Raw genomic sequence first — 20,926 nt, 5'->3', positions numbered from 1 at the left:
ATTAATAATTTAGTTTTAGTTGAATCCTGAAATTCCTGCCCAGATCATCTGCATAAAAGCGCGTCCTGTTGAGGTAATCTCTGTAATTCGTGTTTAAAAGATTTTGGATATTGAATCCGAGTGTCATTTTAGATTTTTTCAAGACATCAAAACTCATCTCTGAGCTAAAATGCAACAGGCTGTATCCCTTTGGCGGCTTGCTGATCTGCACCAAAGTGCTGACAGGTTCTCCAGAATCTGTAACGTCTACATAAAAATCATTGTTAGGATAGCGCTGCTGCGTAAAGACGGTTTCGTTTTTTAGAGCAAGCACCAGATGATTCCAATTTTCCTTTTTAAAGCTCAAGGTGTTGTTCAGGTTCAGCGGAGGCATGTCGATCAGCGGTTTGTCGTTGGTCGCATCTTCACCATATACAAAAGCGGCAGTCGAATGCCAGTTGAGGTTTTTGGCAAAGTCATAATCGGCCGTGAGGTCGATCCCGAACATCCTCGCATCTACCTGACGGTATTCCCAGACCGGAAAAGGGCCTCGGTTCGACAAGATGATGGTGGTTGGAACTAGGATCTTGAAATCGGAAACCGTATTAAAATAAGGATTGATTTCAAAGGCAAAGCCCTCTGCGGCATAATTAAGTGCGGTCGACATCTTGAGCGCTACTTCGCGCTGCAGCCTCAAGTCGCCCAATTCGATCTGTCCGGTAGCATGGTGCAGCCCGTCGCTAAACAATTCTGCGGGATTCGGGTTCCTGCTGGCCACGCCGATGTTGGCAAACCAATGCAGCTTGTCGTTGATCTCGTATTTGGTGCCGAGGCTTCCGGAAAAATTATGGTAGGTAAACACCGGATTGGTGTACCACTGCTGTCCTTCTTCTCCGATAATGATATCGCTGAAATCGCGGTCATAACCGCGTTCTGTCCATCTAGATTTTAGATAATATTTCTTGGCATCGATGTGGCTGAAATCATAGCGGAAGCCTGTTTCCAGCACCAGCTTTTCATTGGCTTGATAGCTGGCAATAGCGTAGAGACCCGCATCGAATTTGTTATAATTCGGAATCAGGGCACGTACCTCTGTAGCGCCTGTGTTCGCTGCATTGTTCTGGTAAGCACCGCTGATTCCAGCCTTATATTTCATCTTATCCGAAAAATTAGCTTCATAATCGGCATTGAAGGAGTGAGTCATCAAGTCCAGGTCAACAGATGCCTTGTTGCGGTCATCGCCCCTCCTGAGGTCAAACTCTAGGCGGTTGTTGAACTGGAAGGCGTATTGGAGCGACAGCTTACTGGCATCGGAAAAATAGGTGTAATAGTTAATTTTTCCGAGATGATGCTGTAGTTCCTGCTTGGGCGCATTGATATCATAAGTGAAATCTCTAATGACCTGAGGCTGTCCGCTGTTGATGGCGCGGATCAGGTCGGAGATGCCGCTGATGTGCGAGGCTCTCAGGATTCCGATCTCGGCATTAAAGTAGCTGTAAAAAAAGCTGTAGCCGTGATTTTCTCCCTTGTAGCCTAAGCTGGCAGACAGGTTGCGCTCGCGGTTTCCGGTATTAGAAAGTACATAATCTGGCGCTTCGAAATCGCCAAAGTATTTGAACGTTCCCTGAAGATTCCAGTTCCAGCCGTTTTCATAGCCTTTGGAGAGCGAAGACGAAATGCTGCCTCCGCGTCCGTTTGATGCGCCGTTGATAATGGTCTTTCCAAAAATCGTGTCTTTTACAGGAATGTGTGCGGGTTCTATAATGACGGTGCCGCCTATGGCATCGCCGCCATACTGTAATCCGGATGCGCCCTTGATGACCGAAATTTTCCCGGCGGTATTGACATCCATGTTCGGTGCGTGTTCGGTGCCCCACTGCTGGTCTTCGAGGCGCACGTTGTTATTGACGATCAGCACGCGGCTGCTATGCAGTCCGTTGATAATCGGCTTTACGATCGTACTTCCGGTCTTTAATGACGATACGCCGCTGATTTCCTTTAGGGCATCGCCCAGGCTCTCGCTGCTGTAGTTTTCGAGCACGTTAGCTTTGATTTCTTGTGTCGAAGCATTTTTCTCGGAAAGGGTCTTTTTAAGGACAACTTCTGACAGTTGCGAGACTTCTGGCTTCAGGGAAATGTCCAATACGACATCTTTCTGGACAGCGATTACGGTATCTAGGGTCTTATAGCCCAGATATTCGATGGTCACGGCCAAGTTGCCGTTTGGGATGCCACTTATTGAAAAGCTCCCGTCGGCTGCAGCATTCGCAAAAAAAGTTCCGGCATGGATGTGGCTCCCCGCCAAAGGTTGTTTTTTCTCGTTGGTAATCTTCCCGCTCACCGTGTGTTGAGAATATACGAGGGTTTGGTTTCCTGCCAAGAGGAAAACAAAAAATAGGATATAGCGCATTTTGAAAAAATCTAAAATGATAATTAAGGCATGCTTCTAAAAGAAACAGCCCGAAAGAAGAGCAAGGCTCTTTTCGTTAATTAACAGCTAGATGGCGGTCCGCGGTGCAAAAACAGGCTGCCTGCAAAGAATTCTGCTGTTTCTGAAGCAGGAAAGTTATAGGCTACGGCCTTGAAAGGGACCTGAAGGTTGAATGTAAAGGTTTCTGTCGCGATAAAACTGCTTAGGGTAAATTCGCAGACAAAACATTTTTCGTGATTGTGGTCGAGGGTCTGGATTTTGGTACTGCCGTCATCGTCTGATTGGCTAACAGTAGCAACGTTTCCGTCTAAGAAGTGCTCATAGGAATGGACTGATTGAAACAGTATCGAGAACAATACTGCAATCATCAATGAGAGGTTTATTATGGCGAACTTCTTCTTCATCCAATTGCAAATGTATGAAAGTGTAAAAGAAAACCGCCTGTTTTAACAAATTTTATGGTTTGTCAAAACAGGCGGTTGTGGCATGTGCTGGTCAGCTATGGGTCTTATACCAAGCCGTTAGCGACTAGATATTCTGCAATTTGTATGGTGTTTGTAGCGGCTCCTTTTCTAAGGTTGTCGGCAACAATCCACATGTTCAAAGTGTTTGGCTGCGACTCGTCGCGGCGAATTCTTCCCACAAAAACATCGTCTTTGCCATGCGCATACAGCGGCATCGGGTAAGTGAAGGTGTCTGTATTGTCTTGAACGACAATTCCTGGTGTTTCGTGAAGAATCTTTCGTACATCGTTTACATCGAAATCAGTAGAGAACTCTACGTTTACAGCTTCGCTGTGTCCGCCTACTATAGGCACTCGCACGGCAGTGGCTGTTACGGCAATGGTTTTATCGCTTAAGATCTTTTGCGTCTCGCGCACCAGTTTCATCTCTTCTTTGGTGTATCCGTTGTCCTCGAAAACATCGCATTGTGGGATAGCGTTTCTGTGAATCTGGTATTTGTAAGCCATTTCGCCTTTAGTTCCAGCATATTCGTTTTCCAATTGCTGTACGGCTTTGACACCGGTTCCAGTAATGGACTGATAAGTCGAAACAATAATTCTCTTGATGTTGTATTTTTTATGCAAAGGTGCCAATGCCAAAACCATTTGTATGGTCGAGCAGTTTGGGTTGGCAATAATCTTGTCTTCTTTGGTCAGTTCTGAAGCGTTGATTTCAGGAACAATCAGTTTTTTGTCAGCGTGCATTCTCCAAGCTGATGAGTTGTCGATTACGGTAGTACCGGCTTCCGCAAATTTTGGCGCCCAAGCTAGAGAAGTTTCTCCGCCAGCAGAAAACAAGGCGATTTCTGGCTTCATTGAAACTGCTGTTTCTAATCCAACAACGCTATACTTTTTTCCTTTGAATTCGATTTCCTTGCCTACTGATTTCTCTGAAGCTACGGGAATTAATTCCGTTACAGGAAAATTTCTTTCTGCCAAAACTTGAAGCATTACTTCGCCAACCATTCCGGTTGCACCAACAACAGCAACTTTCATATTCTATTTTTTAAAGTGGTTAAAAACTGATTTTCTGAATGCAAAAGTAGCTAATAAAGTTATTGAAAAAACGAATTATAAAAATATAACATATTGTTATGAAAATAAATAATTAAAAGAAAAACCGCCCTGTTTTGTGAGCGGTTTAGTTAGAATATATAATGCAGCGGTACTATTTCGGGATTATTTATTTCTTAGTGCATCGCGGATTTCCATCAATAATTTTTCTTCATTGGTAGGGGCTGGCGGTGCAGCAGGAGCTTCTGCTTCTTTTTTTCTTGATGAATTAATGGCTTTAACAACCATGAATAATACAAATGCAATAACTAAAAATGAAATTACTGCAGATATAAACTTGCCTAAAAACATTCCGCCGGGTGCCCATGTTTCAATATTTGCTGCTCCAGCCGCGTCAAGTGCTGGTTTTAATATTATTGGTGTAATAATGTCTTCAATTAATGAAGAAACAATTTTTCCGAAAGCGGCGCCTATGATGACCCCGATAGCTAAGTCTACGACATTGCCTTTTAATGCAAAGGCCTTAAATTCAGATACCATTCCCATAATTAGTTGATTTTAGGATTATTATATAAAAATTGGTTTTAGTTACTAGCTAAAGTAGTTAAATGTTTTAACATTTCTGCACCGAATTTTTAAAATTTGTACTATTCTCTGTAAAAAACACGCTTAACACGGTGTGAAATGCCGGTCAAAATCTCGTAAGGAATTGTCCCGAGTTTTTCTGCAATGTAGGTAACGTTTGGGTTTTCTCCGAAAATAATAACCGGATCGCCTTCGAGACAGTCGATGGTCGAAACGTCTACCATCAGCATGTCCATGCAGACGCTTCCTACAATACTTGCTTTTTGATTCTTGATCATGACATAACCGAGCTGGTTGCCCCAGCTTCTTGGGATTCCGTCTGCATAACCGATTGGGATGGTCGCAATTTTGGTTTCTTTTGAAGCCATAAACCTTCTGCCATAACCCACGCTTTCGCCCGACTGAATGGTCCTGATCTGAGAAATTATCGATTTTAATGTGCCTACATTTTCTAAATATTTGGTCTCCGACGGATCGTTAGAAACACCATAAAGTCCAATGCCGAGGCGAACCATATCGTATTGCGCTTCCGGATAATTGCTGATTCCAGACGTATTAAGGATGTGACGTATTGGATTTATCGAAAGCTCTTGCATGAGCCTTGCAGACAGTTTTTCAAACAAAGCAATCTGCGACTTCGCAAATTCATGGTGCATCAGGTCGTCGCTCGTGGCCATGTGCGAAAGGATGCTTTTTACTTTGATAGAAGGCGTATTTTTTAAGGTTGCTATCAGTTCGTCCAAATCATTTTCTTGAAAACCCAAGCGATGCATTCCGGTGTCCAGCTTGATATGGACAGGAAATTGCTCGAGGTTTTTCTGTTCGGCAATCTTTAGAAAAGCTCTTAATCCTTTGATGGAATAGATTTCAGGCTCGAGATTGTGCTCAATGATGGCACTAAAGCTTGTGTTTTCTGGATTCAGGACCATGATAGGCAGGGTGATTCCGGCACTTTTGAGCGCAATTCCTTCATCGGCAAAAGCAACGCCCAAATAGTCAGCCTTATGGTATTCCAAAAGTTTTGCAATCTCAAAACCGCCGCTTCCATAGCCGAAAGCTTTGACCATCACCATAAGCTTGGTTTGCGGTTTTAGCTTCGATTTGAAGAAATTCAGGTTGTGGCTGATGGCGTTGAGGTTGATTTCTAAAACCGTTTCATGGGTCTTTTCTTCCAGCAAGGAGGTAATTTTTTCGAATTGGAAAATTCGTGCTCCTTTGATCAATATGGTTTCGTTTTCAAAATTCAGGTTTTTGAAATCCGAGATAAGATCGTCTGTGTTTTTGTAGGTGATGATGTTTTTAAAACTGTTGGAGTAAGTCCCGATTTCTTCACCTACGCCAATAACACGGTCTATTTTGTTGGAGGTAACGAGTTCTGAAACCTTTTTGTACAATTCGTCCGTCGGCAATCCGCTTTGGATGATGTCCGAAAGGATGATGGTCTTTTTCTTGAATTGTTTCTGCTGCTCCAGAAAGTCCAACGCAATTTTTAGCGATTGGTAGTCGGAACTGTAGCTGTCGTCGACAATTGCCGTATTATTGATTCCGTTTTTGACTTTCAGGCGCATTTCAACGGAATACAACAACTGCATTCTCTCCTGGATGATTTCTGGCAGATAGCCCAAATAAAGCAAAGTCATCAGGCAGCTTATGGCGTTTTCGATGGAAGCCTTGTCCTGAAAAGGAATAATAGCGTTGAAAGAAATCGTATCGTAGGAAATGTTTAGCTGTGTCTTTTCAGAAAGCTGCTTTTGCGTTATGAATACATTCGCATTTTTGTCGTTGAAACTCCACGAAAAAGTTTTTGTAGTAGCATCTATAAGCGAATCGACTACCGCGTTTTTTTGGTAAATCAGGACTTCGGAATGTTCAAAAAGACGGAGTTTTTCCGAAATTTTTTCTTCTAGATTCTGAAAGCCTTCGTCATGAGCGGAACCAATATTGGTTAATATCCCGATAGTCGGCTGGATAATTTTTTCCAGCTTTTCCATTTCATGAACGGTCGAAATTCCGGCCTCAAAAATCCCAAGATTATGCTTTTCGTTTATTGAAATTACCGAAAGCGGCACGCCGACTTGCGAGTTATAACTCTTCGGGCTTCGGATGATGTTGTAGTCTGGGCTGAGCAGAAAATTCAGCCATTCTTTTACGATGGTTTTTCCGTTGCTTCCCGTGATTCCAATAATCGGGAAATGAAAAGATTTTCGGTAGTAGGAAGCAAAATCCTGCAAAGCTTGCAAGGTGTTTTCTACGAGGAGAAAATTGGCTTTACTTTCTAAATCTTTTGGAATATGATTAACGACAAAGTTCTGAACGTCTTTGGCAATCAGATCAGGAATGTATTGATGGGCATCATTGTTCAGACCCGCCAAAGCAAAAAACAACGTTTGTGAATTATTTTGCAATGAACGGCTGTCGATAGAAACGGTGTCAATTTCAGTATCTGGATTTCCAGAGAAACGGGCGTGAATCTCAGGAATGATATGTTGGATTTTCAGGCTCAATTTATTTTCTTTTTAAAGCTATTGTAAAAATAACTAATTTTTTGATGGAAATTGTGGTTCTGTCACGCAGGTATACGACGCAATAGCCTTCTTGTTATGCTTGCGCTCTATTTATTGTGTGAATTTGGAAGTCTTGGCTTACGGAGTTTTCTTGTTCTTTGAAAAAAAGCTTTCTTCTTTTTCCTGAAGCTCTTTCATCGCATTGAAATATGCGGCGCGGCTCAACGGTTCGTATTCTTCCGTTTCTCCCAGCATAACCAGATTATTGTTGTTGGCTTTACGGAAACTGTAATTGGCAAGATTTCCTGTTCGGGTACAGACGGCATGGACTTTCGTCACATATTCTGCCGTAGCCATAAGTGCAGGCATCGGGCCGAAAGGATTTCCCTTGAAATCCATATCCAATCCGGCAACAATAACGCGGATTCCAGAGTTGGCCAAGTCATTACAGACCGAAACAATCTCATCATCAAAAAATTGAGCTTCATCGATACCGATAACTTCACAGCCTTGCGCTAAGATGCGTATGTTGGCAGCGGCAGGAACAGGAGTAGAGCGTATTTCGTTAGAATCGTGTGAAACCACCATCTCGTCATGGTAGCGTGTGTCGATGGCAGGCTTGAAAATTTCTACTTTCTGCTTGGCAAATTGAGCCCTTTTCAAACGGCGGATAAGCTCTTCGGTCTTTCCCGAAAACATCGAACCGCAGATTACTTCAATCCAGCCAAATTGTTCTTTATGATTTACTGTATTTTCGAGAAACATTTTGTATTTTTCAGCCTTAAAAAGGATTAGTTTTTTTTACTTTGTGATGAAAACAAATTTATTAAAAAACCATTGCTTTACTCAATATAATATCAAAAGTTATGAAGAAAAAATTAGAAGCCGAATTAATCAGTATTGCGCACAGAATCTTGAAGCTGAAAAATAAATCAGAACTGATTCAGCTGCATCAGGAAAGCCAAAAACTGTATGAAAAATTGTCTGTTTTGTTGTTTGTAGAAGAGAATTTTACAGGCGCACAGCCGACAATTGGAAGATCTGAGGCGTATGAAGTGCTGGAAACGGCTTTTGATGAAAATGAAGTCCCAGGCAAAGTTGAGATGGACGTGCAGGAAGAAATTGCCTTAGAAGCGGAAAAAGCTGTGGAAGAAACGCCGAAGGAAGAAACGGAAACTGTCGAAACCGCAGAAGAAATCAAAGTGGCGGAAGAAGAAGCTGAAACACAACCCGAATCAGAACAAGAAAAAGTAGTTGTTGGAGAAATCGAGCTTTCTGATGAAGAACTGGAAGAAGAAGAAACCGCAGCTGCTGAAAATGAAGAAGAGGCTGTCGTTGAGGAGCCTGAAGAAGAGGAAGAAAGTGTTACTGCAGAAGAAGAAAAAGCATCAGAAGAAACGAAAGAAGAAGTAATAGAACCTGCGTTTGAACTGGCTTTCGACAAAAAAGAAGACGTCGAAGAAGTCGCAAAAGAATCAGGACATCAGATTATCTTTGAAGATTTCTTGGGCTCCGATTACAAAGACTTAGAATTCGTGAAGGCTGAAATCGAGGAAAAACACAAGCACGACCACGATGAAGAGCCTGTAAAAGAGGAAGTAAAAGAAGATGTAAAAGAAACAAAAGAAGAGATCGAGGAAGAAATTGAAGAAGAAGTGAAAGAGGAAGAACCGGAACCTGTAAAGGAAACCGTTGTCGAAACGCCAAAACCAGCCGTTGAAAAAGTAACCAAAGGAATCACGATTGGTCTGAACGACAGAGTCGGTTTTGTAAACCATCTTTTTGGCGGCAGTAACGAAGATTTCAACAGAGTCCTGTCGCAATTGAATACGTTTGATATGTTCCAAGACGCAAAAAATTTCATTGAAGATTTGGTAAAGCCAGATTACAACGAATGGAAAGGCAAGGAAGATTATGCAGAGCGCTTTTTGGAGGTAGTGGAAAACAAGTTTAAATAGTCTAGATGTCAAAATTATATTTAGTTCCAACGCCTATCGGGAATCTTGAAGACATGACCTTTAGGGCGATAAAAGTCCTGAAAGAAGTAGACTTGATTCTGGCAGAAGACACTCGAAACAGCGGCAAGCTGCTGAAACATTTTGAGATTGGAACGCACATGCAGAGCCACCACATGCACAACGAGCACAAGACGGTGGAAAATCTGATTGCACGATTGAAATCGGGTGAAACCATTGCCTTGATATCGGATGCTGGAACGCCAGCTATTTCCGATCCAGGGTTTTTGCTGACGCGTGCCTGCGTAGAAAACAATATTGCCGTAGAATGCCTTCCGGGTGCGACAGCTTTTGTTCCTGCGCTGGTCAACAGCGGCTTGCCGAATGACAAATTTGTCTTTGAAGGTTTTCTCCCAGACAAAAAAGGAAGACAGACGCGTTATCTGGCTTTAGCTGAGGAAACCCGAACCATAATTTTATATGTTTCTCCACATAAATTGGTCAAGACGTTAGCAGAGTTTATCCAGTATTTTGGAGAAGACAGACCCGTTTCTGTTTCTAGGGAATTGTCTAAACTGCATGAAGAAACCATTAGAGGAACCGCTTCGGAAGTCTTGAAGCACTTTGAAGCCAAGCCTCCAAAAGGCGAGATTGTAGTTATTGTTGGAGGAAAAAGCAGCAAATAAAAATCTTATACATAGTCATGGCGACACATCACGTAACTACAAAATGGCTTGGAGATATGGCTTTTGAAGCCACGAATCCAGGTGGAAAAATAAAAATGGATTCCGATCCGGAATATGGCGGGCACGATGATGGACTTCGTCCTAAATCCATGATGCTCGCTTCATTGGCGGGCTGTACCGGAATTGATATCGCATCTTTGATTAAAAAGATGAAGGTTGATATTGATACTTTTTCAATTGAAGTAGAAGGTGACCTGACCGAAGAACACCCAAAATATTATCACACGGTTCGTGTAGATTATCATTTTTACGGATTGAACCTTGACGAAACAAAACTTCAAAAAATTGTTGATTTGTCCGTAGAAAAATATTGCGGCGTGATGGAAATGTTCCGTCATTTTGCCAAAGTCGAAGTCCGAATACTATATCATCCTAATTAAGGTACTGAGTTACTAAGGAGCCTTAAAACCTTAGCACCTCAGAGCCTTAGCACCTTAACTTAAAATCCATACAAAATGCGCTGGAACCTTAAACCTAAACCCGATTCAGAAAAAGTAAAAAGCCTACAAAATTCCTTAAGCGTTGACGAACTTACGGCAACATTGCTTGTGCAACGAGGCATCGAGACTTTTGAAGAAGCCCGACAATTTTTCCGACCTAAACTAGAAGACCTGCATGATCCGTACCTGATGAAAGATATGGACAAAGCTGTTGCTCGGATTGAAAAAGCCATCAAACAGCAAGAAAATATTTTAGTCTTTGGCGATTATGACGTCGATGGAACTACAGCAGTTTCTTTGGTTTCCTCTTATCTAAGAACTTATTATCCTAACGTCGATACCTATATTCCGGACCGTTATGACGAAGGCTACGGAGTTTCTTTTAAAGGAATCGATTATGCAGAAGACAACGGAATTACATTAATAATTGCGTTGGACTGCGGTATAAAATCAATCGACCATGTCGCTTATGCAGCTGAAAAAGGTATTGATTTTATAATCTGTGACCACCATAGGCCAGGAAATTCGCTTCCCGAAGCCGTGGCCATTCTAGATCCAAAACGCGACGATTGCAACTATCCGTATGATGAACTATGCGGTTGTGGCATCGGCTTCAAATTGCTTCAGGCTTTGGCTCAAAACAGAAATCATACGATTGAAGATTTGATTCCGTATCTGGATTTGGTTGCAACAGCAATTGGGGCTGACATTGTTCCTATGACTGGAGAGAACAGAATTTTGGCCAAATTTGGTTTGGAGGTTATCAACGCTGATCCTCGTCCCGGTTTTAAGGCGATTACTCAAAATCTAAAGAAAAAACAGCTTACGATCAGCGATGTCGTTTTTATCATTGCCCCAAGAATAAATGCGGCCGGACGGATTAAACACGGAAATTATGCCGTGCAACTGCTGACGGAATTTGGAATCGAGGAAGCCGAAGCTTTTGCTAAAGAAATCGAAGTTTTTAATGCCGACAGGAAAGACTTGGACAAACAGATTACCCTGCAAGCCTTGACACAGATTATAAACAATCAGGAAGAAAATCGATTTTCGACAGTAGTGTATCAGGAAGATTGGCATAAAGGAGTTATCGGGATTGTAGCTTCACGCTTGATAGAAACCTATTATCGTCCGACCTTGGTGTTTACCAAAAGCGGGGATAAGCTGGCGGCTTCGGCACGTTCAGTAAAGGATTTTGATGTCTATAATGCATTGGAAGCCTGTTCTGAATATCTGCTGCAGTTTGGCGGACATATGTATGCGGCAGGACTTACATTAGAAGAAACTCAGTTCGAAAATTTTAAAAATCAATTTGAAAAAGTAGTATCCGAGACGATTGCCGAAGAACTACGGACTCCTGAAATTCTGATTGATGCTGAAATCGACTTAATCGATATCAACGAAAAGTTTATCCGAATACTAAAGCAATTTGAACCTTTCGGGCCGATGAACATGACGCCTATTTTCTTGACTAAAGACCTTATCGATACGGGCTATGCAAAAAAGATAGGCAACGATGAGGAGCACCTGCGTCTTTTTGTGAAACAAGAGAATTCGGAAGGGTTTGGCGCCATCGGATTTAAAATGGGGAATAAGTTTGACATAGCGAAAGAACGTCAGCTTTTCGATGCCGTCTATTCGATAGAAGAAAATGAATTCAACGGAAATGTGAGCCTGCAATTACGACTTCGTGATATTAAAGGAAAGGAGTAAGATGCAAAAAGTTTTCTAAATTTTAAGATAATTTAATTTAGAATGATTTTAAATAATTCCTATATTTGTTCGAAATAATTCAGGTTATGAAAGAAATTGAGCAAATCTATTTTAATGATTTTGGTGTCGCTTTTCATTGGAAAAAAGAGCAAAAAGTGCTGAAAAGCAAGGTGCAACTGGTTTTTAAAGAAACAGGTTTTTACCTTTCAAAAGAAGAACTCAATATCTTTGCCGATACGATTGATGCTGCCTGCGGTGATGCTCATTGCAACGGCTGCGAGTTCAAAAGGAAATGTCACAAGTTCTTGCTGAAAACACCTTTGCAACAAATTGATTTGGCGGTTTCGGTAAATGAATTGATGCAGATAAAGGATTTGGTAGAAGGAACGATCTTCCAGATCCAGCTAAAAGAATATCTAGATGAAATCTGTCAGAATTAGTTTTTGTATTCTTTCAGTTCGAACGTTTTTCCATCAAAAACACCGTATGTAAAATAGCCAATCCAGTCGCCTAAATTTACGTAGCTTGAATTTTCTCCCACTTTTATAGTCATAGGCAGATGCCTGTGGCCAAACACGAAATAATCGTAGTGCTTGGTTTCCAACTTTCGTTTCGAATATTGCACCAACCATTCATTTTCTTCTCCTAAAAAACGTACATCCTCGTCACCAGAAATCAATTTGTTTTTGACAGAAAGATATTGCGCTAATCGTACGCCCAAATCAGGATGCAGCCATCTGAAAAGCCATTTCGAAAAAGGATTGGTAAACACTTTTTTCATCCTTTTGTAGCCTTTGTCTCCTGGACCGAGACCATCGCCATGGCCGATCAAAAACGATTTGCCGTCAAAGGTGAATTCTTGCGTAGTATGATAGACAGGAATATTTAATTCTTTTTGAAAATAATCGTGCATCCACAAATCGTGATTGCCTACAAAAAAATAAACAGGAATACCGCTGTCACGGATTTCGGCTAATTTGCCTAAAACACGGACAAATCCTTTTGGGACGACAGTCTTATATTCAAACCAAAAATCAAATAAGTCGCCCAATAAGAATAATGCGGTTGCATCTTTTTTGATTTCATCCAACCAAGCTACAAATTTTTGTTCCCTTGGAAAGCTGAGTTCGGGTGTAGGAGCTCCAAAATGCTGGTCTGAAGCAAAATATATCTTAGTGTCTGCCACGTGTATTCAATTAAAATCCAAAGATAGGAAAGATTGCGCACTTATTTAGAGTAGCATCGGTATCTTCTCTAGCGTCCCCAGATTTCGCTCTCAATCACCATCGGAATGACTACGCCGATTACAAAAGACGACATGACAAGCGTCCAGTCGCGTTTTGAAAAGCGAAAGACAGTCTGTACGATATACGATAAAATCAATACAATAAGCACGACTATAACCTGCGCGGCTTCAATTCCCAAAGCAAATTCTAACAAAGGAATCAGCTTGGCGGAAGCATTTCCGGGTAAAATCGTATTGAAATAATTCGAGAACCCGAGTCCGTGGATGATCCCGAAAAATAAGGTGACGATAGCAATAAAGCTGATACTTTCCTTCTTGCTATTTTTTCCAGCTGTAAAAAGGTGAAAGAAAGCCGTAATTAAAATGGTTATTGGAATCAAAAATTCAACAAGATTCACTTTTATCTGCACGAATCCATATACAGAAAGCAATAATGCCATGGTATGTCCCACTGTAAAAAGAGTGACTAAAAGCAAAACCCTTTGCCAATCCTTAAAAGCATAAGGAATAGTAAGAGCGATTAAAAATAAGACATGGTCGTAGGCGTGAATGTCTAAAACGTGACGCAATCCTGTGTTGAAGTAGATCCAAAACTCAGACATATATTGAAAATTTTGATTGGGATTCCAAACTTACGATATATTTTGGAAAGAGTTTATTTCTGTTAAGAAAAGTCGGCATTTTGTGCCGTTAAAATAGAAATAGGATTATATTTGCAAAAAATATATAATTATGTCAATTTCAGATTTATTTGATAGCGGATTTAAAAATAGAAATAAAGGACATTTCTCTTCTATCGTGAGAGTTGCAATGGAAAACGGGCATTTAAGCGAAGAAGAAAGACATTTCTTGGACAAGCTGGCCATGCAATTGGAAATCTCTTCTGAAGAGTATGCCGAAATTCTTGCAAATCCAACGAAATACCCAATCAATCCTCCGTATTTGCACACGCAAAGACTAGAGCGTTTGTATGATCTGTCAAGAATGGTATATGCTGATCACGTCTTAGGGCCAAAGCAAAAAGAAATCCTTACACGATTTGCTTTAGCATTAGGATTTACTCCTGGAAACGTGCACTATATTGTTGACAAAGCTTTATCATTGCTTGTGTTAGGTGTAGACTTAGACACTTTCCTTTTCGAAATGACTCATATGAATAAATAAAAAAAAGCTCCAATCGGAGCTTTTTTTATATCTAATTACTTGCCTTTTTCATAAATTCTTCGGCCTTTTCGACCATATTTTGGCTGCCACAAAAGAACGGTACGCGTTGGTGCAGTTCTGTCGGCTGGATTTCCATGATTCTTCCAAAACCATCTGATGCTTTTCCGCCCGCTTGTTCTGCCAGAAAAGCCATCGGGTTGCATTCGTATAGCAGGCGAAGCTTGCCGCTTGGCGCTTTTGAGCTTGTCGGATAAATATAAATCCCTCCCTTGATCATATTTCTGTGAATGTCAGAAACCAAGCTTCCGATGTAGCGTGAAGTATAAGGTCTGTCGCCTTCTTCCAGCTGGCAATATTTGATATAATCTTTTACGCCTTGTGGAAAATGAACATAGTTTCCTTCGTTTATCGAATAAATAGTCCCGTCTTTTGGAAACTGCATATTCGGGTGCGAAAGATAGAATGTTCCGATAGCTGGGTTTAATGTAAAACCGTTCACGCCGCGGCCAGTCGTATAGACAAGCATTGTCGAGGTACCGTAAATTACATAGCCCGCTGCTACCTGATTTACGCCCGGCTGCAAGAAATCTTCTAAAGTTACCGGAGTTCCGATCGGCGTGATTCTTCGGTAGACAGAAAAAATCGTCCCTACAGAAACGTTCACGTCAATATTTGAAGAACCGTCAAGCGGATCCATCAGCACCACATATTTGTTGTTATGGCTTTCGTCTTGGCCTTTGATGACGATGAAATCATCGCTTTCTTCCGAAGCAATACCGCAGACAATCTCACGATTGATAAGCGTCTGTATAAAAGTGTCGTTTGCAAAGACATCTAATTTTTGTTGGTCTTCTCCCTGCACATTCTGGGCACCTGCAGCGCCCACGATGTCTACCAGTCCAGCTTTATTTACCTTGTAGTTTACGACTTTGGCAGCCAGTCGGATGGAGTTGATTAACCTAGATAATTCTCCCGAAGAATATTGAAAATCTTCCTGTTTTTCAATAATAAATTCCCCTAATGTTTTATTGCGTTCCTCCATTACTATAACGTTGTAGTTGTGGGTGCAAATATCGTTTATAAATTGCTATAATTTTAGAATGCCATCAAAAAAATATTTATCAAAAAATGTTACAAATATAAATAATTGTTATTTTTGTGTTTCTGAAATTGATGCGCTAATTTCGAAAAGAAACACCGATAATTGTGCAGTTGCATCAGCTTTTAATATATTCGCTGTGAAAAGCGAAAGCTGAAATACATAGAAAAAAAATGATAATCAGGAAAGGTACTGAAAACGACATGCCTGCTGTTTTAGGACTAATTAAAGAACTGGCCGTTTTCGAGAAAGAGCCAAACGCAGTCGTCGTTACAATAGAAGATCTGGTTCGTGATGGCTTTGGAACACAACCGCTGTTCCATACTTTTGTGGCAGAATTAGATAGTCAAATTATCGGAATGGCGTTATTCTATTACCGATTTTCAACGTGGAAAGGAAAGACCATTCATCTTGAAGATTTGATCGTTACCGAAAAGATGAGAGGAACTGGAGCCGGAATGGCGCTCTATTCTGAAATTATAAAAGAAGGAGAAAAAGAAAACGTACGCCGTATCGAATGGAACGTGCTCGACTGGAATACACCAGCGATTAAATTTTATGAGAAATCCGGAGCAAAGGTTTTATCCGATTGGCGCGTGGTCCACATGGACGAACAAGGAATTAATGATTTTTTAAAAAATAATTTACCTATTTCAGACAGCAATCGAGTAATTGGCTAGGTCTAAATCTGAAATCTAAAATCTGAAATCAAATAATGAGAGTATTTAAATTTGGAGGTGCTTCAGTCAAAGATGCTGAAGGCATTAAAAACGTATACGACGTTTTGCAGCAGGTGGGTTTTGATGATGTTTTGCTCGTAGTTTCGGCTATGGGAAAAACAACAAATGCCTTAGAAGTAGTGATAAAGAACTATTTCGAAAAATCGGCAGAATTGCAATCTTCTGTACAAGATGTCAAGAAGTACCATAACCAGATTTTGCTAGATTTATTTGAAGACGACAAAAATGCGGTTTTTGGCGCTATCAACCAGCTTTTTTCTGATTTAGAAAGCTTTTTGAAAAACAACAAATCCCCGAATTACAACTTTGTCTACGACCAGATTGTCAGTTTCGGGGAAATAATCTCGACCACTATAATCAGCCACTATTTCAATTATAAAGGATTAAAAAATCAATGGCTTGATGTCCGTAATTTTATAAAAACCGATACGACTTATCGCGATGCTATCGTAGATTGGGACCAAACTCAGACGCTAATTTCTAAAAACGTAAAGAAAAAAGTACTGAACATCACCCAAGGATTTTTGGGCTCGGACGAAAATAATTTCACGACAACGCTTGGCCGCGAGGGTTCCGATTATACCGCCGCCATTTTTGCCTATTGCCTGAACGCCGAAAGCGTCACGATTTGGAAAGACGTTCCGGGCGTGATGAATGCCGACCCGAGGTATTTTGAAAATGCAACGCTCTTGAACCAAATTTCCTACCGCGAGGCTATCGAATTGGCGTTTTATGGCGCCACAGTCATCCACCCGAAAACATTGCAGCCGCTACAGCGAAAAGAAATTCCATTGTTTGTGAAATCGTTCCTCAATCCTTCTTTGCCAGGAACAAGCGTGAGCAAAGGAGCCGATTTAGAGCCGCACCTGCCCTGTTATATCGTAAAAAAAGGACAGTTGCTGATTTCGCTTTCTTCTATAGATTTTTCTTTTATCATGGAAGAAAACATCAGCGAGATTTTTGGGCTTTTCCATCAATACAAGATGAAGGTCAGCCTGATTCAGAACTCAGCTATCAGTTTTTCAGTGTGTATCGAAGACAAATTCGGCAATTTTAACGACTTGAAAAACGTGCTGTCTAAGAAATTCAAAGTTGCGTACAACGATAATGTTTCGCTTTATACGATCCGCCATTTTAATGAAAAAGCGGCAGAAATGGTCGAAAAAGACAAACAAGTGTTGCTCAAGCAAGTCAGCAGAGAAACTATGCAGATTGTTACAAAAGAAGCCATTAGTTAGAAAATAGTGAATCGGGAGCCTCAAATTTTTGAAACTCCCGATTTTTTATGGCAGCTTGGTTTTTGCGCGAAAGCAGCTATTGAAATTTTAATTTTATAAATACTACTTTTGAGCTTTCAGAGTTATAGTATTTATGTTGAAAAAATTGCTCTTTCTGTTTTTAATAGGCTTTGTTTCTGGGCTTTCTGCTCAGGAAGTCAAAACGCCGTATAAAAACAGGAAGATTACCGCTTCAAAAGATACGATCCAAATTGACAGCGTGAGCATCAGCAGCTCTTTCTTTAAGCTTCAGGACAAGCTCGGGAATGATATTGATACGACCTATTATAAAGTAGATTTCCAGAAAAGCATCCTTGTTTTTAAGAATAATTACACGTCTGAAGATACGCTAACACTGCGCTATTTCAGCTATCCCGAATACCTTACAAAAAAATACAGCATTTACGACGACAGCCGCGTCGTGAGCAACGAAGCAGGAAAAGGCAATCTCTATAAAGTTTCCCGCGATCCGATAAGCACTTTCAAGCCTTTTGACGGATTGAATACTTCGGGAAGCATAACGCGAGGAATTACCATAGGAAATAACCAAAATTCAGTTGTCAATTCAAATCTCGATTTGCAGATCACCGGAAAGATTTCAGACAAAGTAAGCCTTCGGGCATCTATCCAAGATAGCAATATTCCGCTGCAAGAAGGCGGCTATTCGCAAAAGCTGGATGAATTCGACCAGATTTTTATCGAGCTTTTCAGCGACAAATGGAACATCCGGGCAGGGGATTTATTCTTAGAAAACAGACAATCCCGATTCTTGAATTTTAATAAAAAAGTACAAGGACTATCCGCTAATTTTACTTTCGGAACTCCCGAAAAAAAGACGAATGTCTTTGCCTCGGCGGCTTTGGTAAGAGGACAATATGCACGAAGCAGCTTTACAGGACAGGAGGGCAACCAAGGCCCATACAAGCTTCAAGGCCCGAATGGCGAATTGTATATCTTGGTGATTTCAGGTTCCGAAAGAGTTTTTGTCAACGGAATTTTACTGACACGAGGCGAAAACAACGATTATACCATCGATTACAATGCGGGAGAAATTATCTTCACATCCCTGTTTCCGATTACCTCCGAAATGAGGATCAATGTCGAATACCAATATTCCGATAGAAATTATACCCGATTTGTGACGTATGCGGGAGCGACGTACGAGCAGGAAAAATGGAGCATCGGCGGCTTTTTATATTCAGAAAACGACGTGAAGAACCAGCCTTTGCAGCAAAATCTTTCTCCAGAACAAGTAAACGTGCTGAAAGAAGCGGGAGATAATCCTTCGCAAATGACGGCGCCTTCTGCGTATGTCGACAGCTATTCTGAAAATAAAATCCTTTATAAAAAAGTAATCATTGGCGGCGTTGAGGTCTTTGAGTTTTCAAACAATCCAGAAGACGAGCTTTACAACGTACGCTTCTCCTTGGTTGGCAATAATCAAGGGAATTATAGAATTTCGAATACGGCAGCAGTCGGTAGAATCTATGAATATGTCCCGCCCGTGAGCGGAATTCCGCAAGGTAATTTTGAACCGATTATCCGATTGGTCGCTCCGACAAAAATCCAGATTGCTACTGTATTGGGAAAATACAAGCCCAGCGAAAAGACATTGGTCGATTTTGAGATTGGCGTAAGCAACAACGACCCGAACTTATTTTCGTCTAAAGATGACGGCGACAACCAAGGCCTTGCCGGGAAAATCTATGCCAAGCAGCGGCTGTTTTCAAAGAAATGGCTGGTAGATGCTTTTGTCAATTATCAGTTCGTGCAGAAAGAATTCAAGACCATCGAGCGCCTATTCACGATTGAATTTGACCGCGACTGGAACTTGACGAATCCTTTAGGCAACCAGAGCCTGTTAATTTCGGGCATAAATTTCACGCTTCCGAACAAAGGAAGCGCAAGATACCAGTTGGAAAAGCTTGATTTCTCCGAAAGTTTCTCAGGAACTAGGCATGTGGTCGACGGCTCTTTTCGATTTAAGAATTTTACCATCCAGAACAACGGAAGTGTCTTAAAAAGCGACAGCGATTATTCCGAATCTAAATTTATCAGGAATCAGACACAGGCCAGATACCATTTCGGCAAGAACTGGGTTGGCGGAACGTTCAGGCTGGAAGACAACGAAGAAAAAATCAAGGAAACCAATCAGTTTTCGGCCTTGAGCCAAAGATTTAACGAGTTTGGTCTTTTTACAGGACGCGGCGACAGCACCAAAGTGTATGTAGAATTAGGCTATCTGCAACGTTCTAATGACAGTTTGGTCAACGGATTTGTGAGAAAGGTAAATACGTCCAATTCCTATTACCTCAAGTCACGATTGATGAAGACCGAAAAGAGCGACCTTTCCTTGTTCGTGAATTACAGGAACTTGAAATTTGAAGACCCAACTCGTAAAAACGAGCCTTCGCTAAATTCCAGGTTGCTTTATAATGACCGTTATTTCAACCAGCTGGTTCAAGTTACGACCACCTATGAAACCACATCGGGAACCATACCGCAGCAGGAATTTACGTATCTGAAAGTAGAACCGGGGCAGGGTGTCTACACTTGGATTGATTACAACGGCAACGGAATCCAAGAGCTCGAAGAATTTGAAATTGCAAAGTTTTCCGACCAGGCAGAATACGTCAGGATTTTTCTCCCGAATCAGATTTTTATCAAGACCCACCAAAACAAGTTCTCGCAATCGGTTATCTTGAACGCCAATCAATGGCAGAACGAAAAAGGGCTTAAGAAATTCTTGTCCTATTTTTACAACCAGACCTCTTTTTTGATCGACCGAAAGATCGTACGCGACAGCGACAATTTCGACTTGAATCCGTTTTCTACAAGCGATAAAGACCTTTTGGGACTTAATTCTAGTTTCAGGAACAGCTTTTTTTACAACAGAGGTAAGCAAGACCATTCCGTAACGTATACCTATTTGAGAAACCGTGCCAAAACGCTGCTCTCGGTCGGATCTCAGGAAAACAACAACCGTTCGCACCAGCTGCAATATGCCCATCTGATCCAGAAAAGCTGGCTGTTAGGCTTTTTGGGAAAGACCATCGAATCAGAACTTTTTTCAGAAAACTATTCCAGCAAGAATTTCGAGCTGAAAGGCTATCAGCTGGCGCCTAAGATTTCCTATCTTTTTTCAAGAAATGCAAGCTGGGATCTGTTCTATGAATACCAAGACAAAGAGAACAAGATCAATGATATGGAAAAGTTGCAGCAGCATCGCTTCGGAACCTCTTTTACCTATGCTTCCGAAAAGAAATTCACGATGAATGGCGAATTCTCTCTCTACCAAAATGATTTTACTGGCGATGCCTTGTCTCCAGTCGCCTACCAGATGCTTGAAGGACTGCAGGCAGGACAGAATATGACCTGGCGACTGTTATTGCAAAAGAACCTGACGCAGTTTCTAGATATCAATATAAATTATGAAGGAAGGAAAAGTGAAGAAAGCAAAGCAATCCACACAGGAAGCGTGCAGTTAAGAGCTTATTTTTAACATAGATAATCATCTGAAACGCTTATATT

General features: G+C 41.2%; 18 protein-coding genes. 9 read left to right on the top strand and 9 right to left on the bottom strand.

Annotation, left to right across the window (positions count from 1 at the left end; genetic code table 11):
- Position 1: 1 nt before the first annotated feature.
- From OLM56_RS02290 to OLM56_RS02265, 6 genes are all read right to left on the bottom strand, one after another.
- Positions 2-2,389, bottom strand: coding sequence for a TonB-dependent receptor (locus OLM56_RS02290; RefSeq protein WP_264528174.1), 2,388 nt, complete (start codon positions 2,387-2,389; stop codon positions 2-4).
- A gap of 80 nt (positions 2,390-2,469) precedes the next feature.
- The gene (locus OLM56_RS02285) at positions 2,470-2,814 is read right to left on the bottom strand and encodes a hypothetical protein (protein ID WP_264528173.1); all 345 of its coding nucleotides are present in this window, start codon (positions 2,812-2,814) and stop codon (positions 2,470-2,472) included.
- Between the two features lie 104 nt (positions 2,815-2,918).
- A complete protein-coding gene (locus OLM56_RS02280) occupies positions 2,919-3,908 on the bottom strand; it encodes an aspartate-semialdehyde dehydrogenase (protein WP_182492936.1) in 990 nt (329 codons plus the stop codon).
- Between the two features lie 183 nt (positions 3,909-4,091).
- The gene (mscL, locus tag OLM56_RS02275; protein WP_264528172.1) at positions 4,092-4,472 is read right to left on the bottom strand and encodes a large conductance mechanosensitive channel protein MscL; all 381 of its coding nucleotides are present in this window, start codon (positions 4,470-4,472) and stop codon (positions 4,092-4,094) included.
- Between the two features lie 101 nt (positions 4,473-4,573).
- Positions 4,574-7,015 carry a bifunctional UDP-N-acetylmuramoyl-tripeptide:D-alanyl-D-alanine ligase/alanine racemase gene (locus tag OLM56_RS02270; protein ID WP_264528171.1) on the bottom strand — a complete coding sequence of 814 codons (2,442 nt, stop codon included), beginning with the start codon at positions 7,013-7,015 and terminating at the stop codon, positions 4,574-4,576.
- Positions 7,016-7,153: 138 nt separating this feature from the next.
- Positions 7,154-7,780, bottom strand: a complete 627-nt coding sequence (locus OLM56_RS02265) for a thymidine kinase (RefSeq protein WP_121375449.1) — start codon at positions 7,778-7,780, stop codon at positions 7,154-7,156.
- A 101-nt stretch (positions 7,781-7,881) separates the two neighbouring features.
- On the opposite strand from OLM56_RS02265, the gene OLM56_RS02260 reads away from it, so the two are divergent.
- From OLM56_RS02260 to OLM56_RS02240, 5 genes are all read left to right on the top strand, one after another.
- Positions 7,882-8,973, top strand: a complete 1,092-nt coding sequence (locus OLM56_RS02260; RefSeq protein WP_264528170.1) for a hypothetical protein — start codon at positions 7,882-7,884, stop codon at positions 8,971-8,973.
- A gap of 5 nt (positions 8,974-8,978) precedes the next feature.
- Positions 8,979-9,656 carry a 16S rRNA (cytidine(1402)-2'-O)-methyltransferase gene (gene rsmI, locus OLM56_RS02255; RefSeq protein WP_264528169.1) on the top strand — a complete coding sequence of 226 codons (678 nt, stop codon included), beginning with the start codon at positions 8,979-8,981 and terminating at the stop codon, positions 9,654-9,656.
- 17 nt (positions 9,657-9,673) lie between these two features.
- Entirely contained in the window at positions 9,674-10,096 is a 423-nt protein-coding gene (locus OLM56_RS02250; RefSeq protein ID WP_182492932.1) for an OsmC family protein, read from the top strand.
- 75 nt (positions 10,097-10,171) lie between these two features.
- Positions 10,172-11,869: a single-stranded-DNA-specific exonuclease RecJ gene (gene recJ, locus OLM56_RS02245; RefSeq protein ID WP_264528168.1), complete on the top strand. Its 1,698-nt coding sequence runs from the start codon at positions 10,172-10,174 to the stop codon at positions 11,867-11,869.
- 86 nt (positions 11,870-11,955) lie between these two features.
- A complete protein-coding gene (locus OLM56_RS02240) occupies positions 11,956-12,309 on the top strand; it encodes a hypothetical protein (protein ID WP_121375444.1) in 354 nt (117 codons plus the stop codon).
- On the opposite strand, the gene OLM56_RS02235 is transcribed toward OLM56_RS02240, so the two are convergent.
- A complete protein-coding gene (locus tag OLM56_RS02235) occupies positions 12,306-13,055 on the bottom strand; it encodes a UDP-2,3-diacylglucosamine diphosphatase (protein WP_379730390.1) in 750 nt (249 codons plus the stop codon). The genes OLM56_RS02240 and OLM56_RS02235 overlap by 4 nt on opposite strands.
- 68 nt (positions 13,056-13,123) lie before the next feature.
- A complete protein-coding gene (locus tag OLM56_RS02230) occupies positions 13,124-13,717 on the bottom strand; it encodes a HupE/UreJ family protein (protein ID WP_121375442.1) in 594 nt (197 codons plus the stop codon).
- Positions 13,718-13,847: 130 nt separating this feature from the next.
- Here OLM56_RS02230 and OLM56_RS02225 point away from each other — a divergent pair, with 130 nt between their 5' ends.
- Positions 13,848-14,279 carry a TerB family tellurite resistance protein gene (locus OLM56_RS02225; RefSeq protein WP_121375441.1) on the top strand — a complete coding sequence of 144 codons (432 nt, stop codon included), beginning with the start codon at positions 13,848-13,850 and terminating at the stop codon, positions 14,277-14,279.
- Between the two features lie 31 nt (positions 14,280-14,310).
- On the opposite strand, the gene fbp is transcribed toward OLM56_RS02225, so the two are convergent.
- Positions 14,311-15,321, bottom strand: a complete 1,011-nt coding sequence (gene fbp, locus OLM56_RS02220) for a class 1 fructose-bisphosphatase (protein WP_121375440.1) — start codon at positions 15,319-15,321, stop codon at positions 14,311-14,313.
- A gap of 230 nt (positions 15,322-15,551) precedes the next feature.
- On the opposite strand from fbp, the gene OLM56_RS02215 reads away from it, so the two are divergent.
- The 3 genes from OLM56_RS02215 to OLM56_RS02205 all read left to right on the top strand — a co-directional run bounded on the left by OLM56_RS02215 (position 15,552) and on the right by OLM56_RS02205 (position 20,897).
- Positions 15,552-16,058 carry a GNAT family N-acetyltransferase gene (locus tag OLM56_RS02215; RefSeq protein WP_264528167.1) on the top strand — a complete coding sequence of 169 codons (507 nt, stop codon included), beginning with the start codon at positions 15,552-15,554 and terminating at the stop codon, positions 16,056-16,058.
- A 35-nt stretch (positions 16,059-16,093) separates the two neighbouring features.
- On the top strand, positions 16,094-17,356 hold the full coding sequence (locus tag OLM56_RS02210) for an aspartate kinase (protein ID WP_121375438.1): 1,263 nt from the start codon (positions 16,094-16,096) through the stop codon (positions 17,354-17,356).
- Positions 17,357-17,489: 133 nt separating this feature from the next.
- Positions 17,490-20,897 (top strand): hypothetical protein, encoded by a 3,408-nt coding sequence (locus OLM56_RS02205; protein ID WP_264528166.1) that lies wholly within the window; start codon positions 17,490-17,492, stop codon positions 20,895-20,897.
- The last annotated feature ends 29 nt before the right edge of the window (positions 20,898-20,926 follow it).

This window comes from Flavobacterium sp. N2550 (assembly GCF_025947265.1).
GTDB classification, from domain to species: domain Bacteria; phylum Bacteroidota; class Bacteroidia; order Flavobacteriales; family Flavobacteriaceae; genus Flavobacterium; species Flavobacterium endophyticum.
This window is presented reverse-complemented; position numbering and strand designations above follow the sequence as displayed.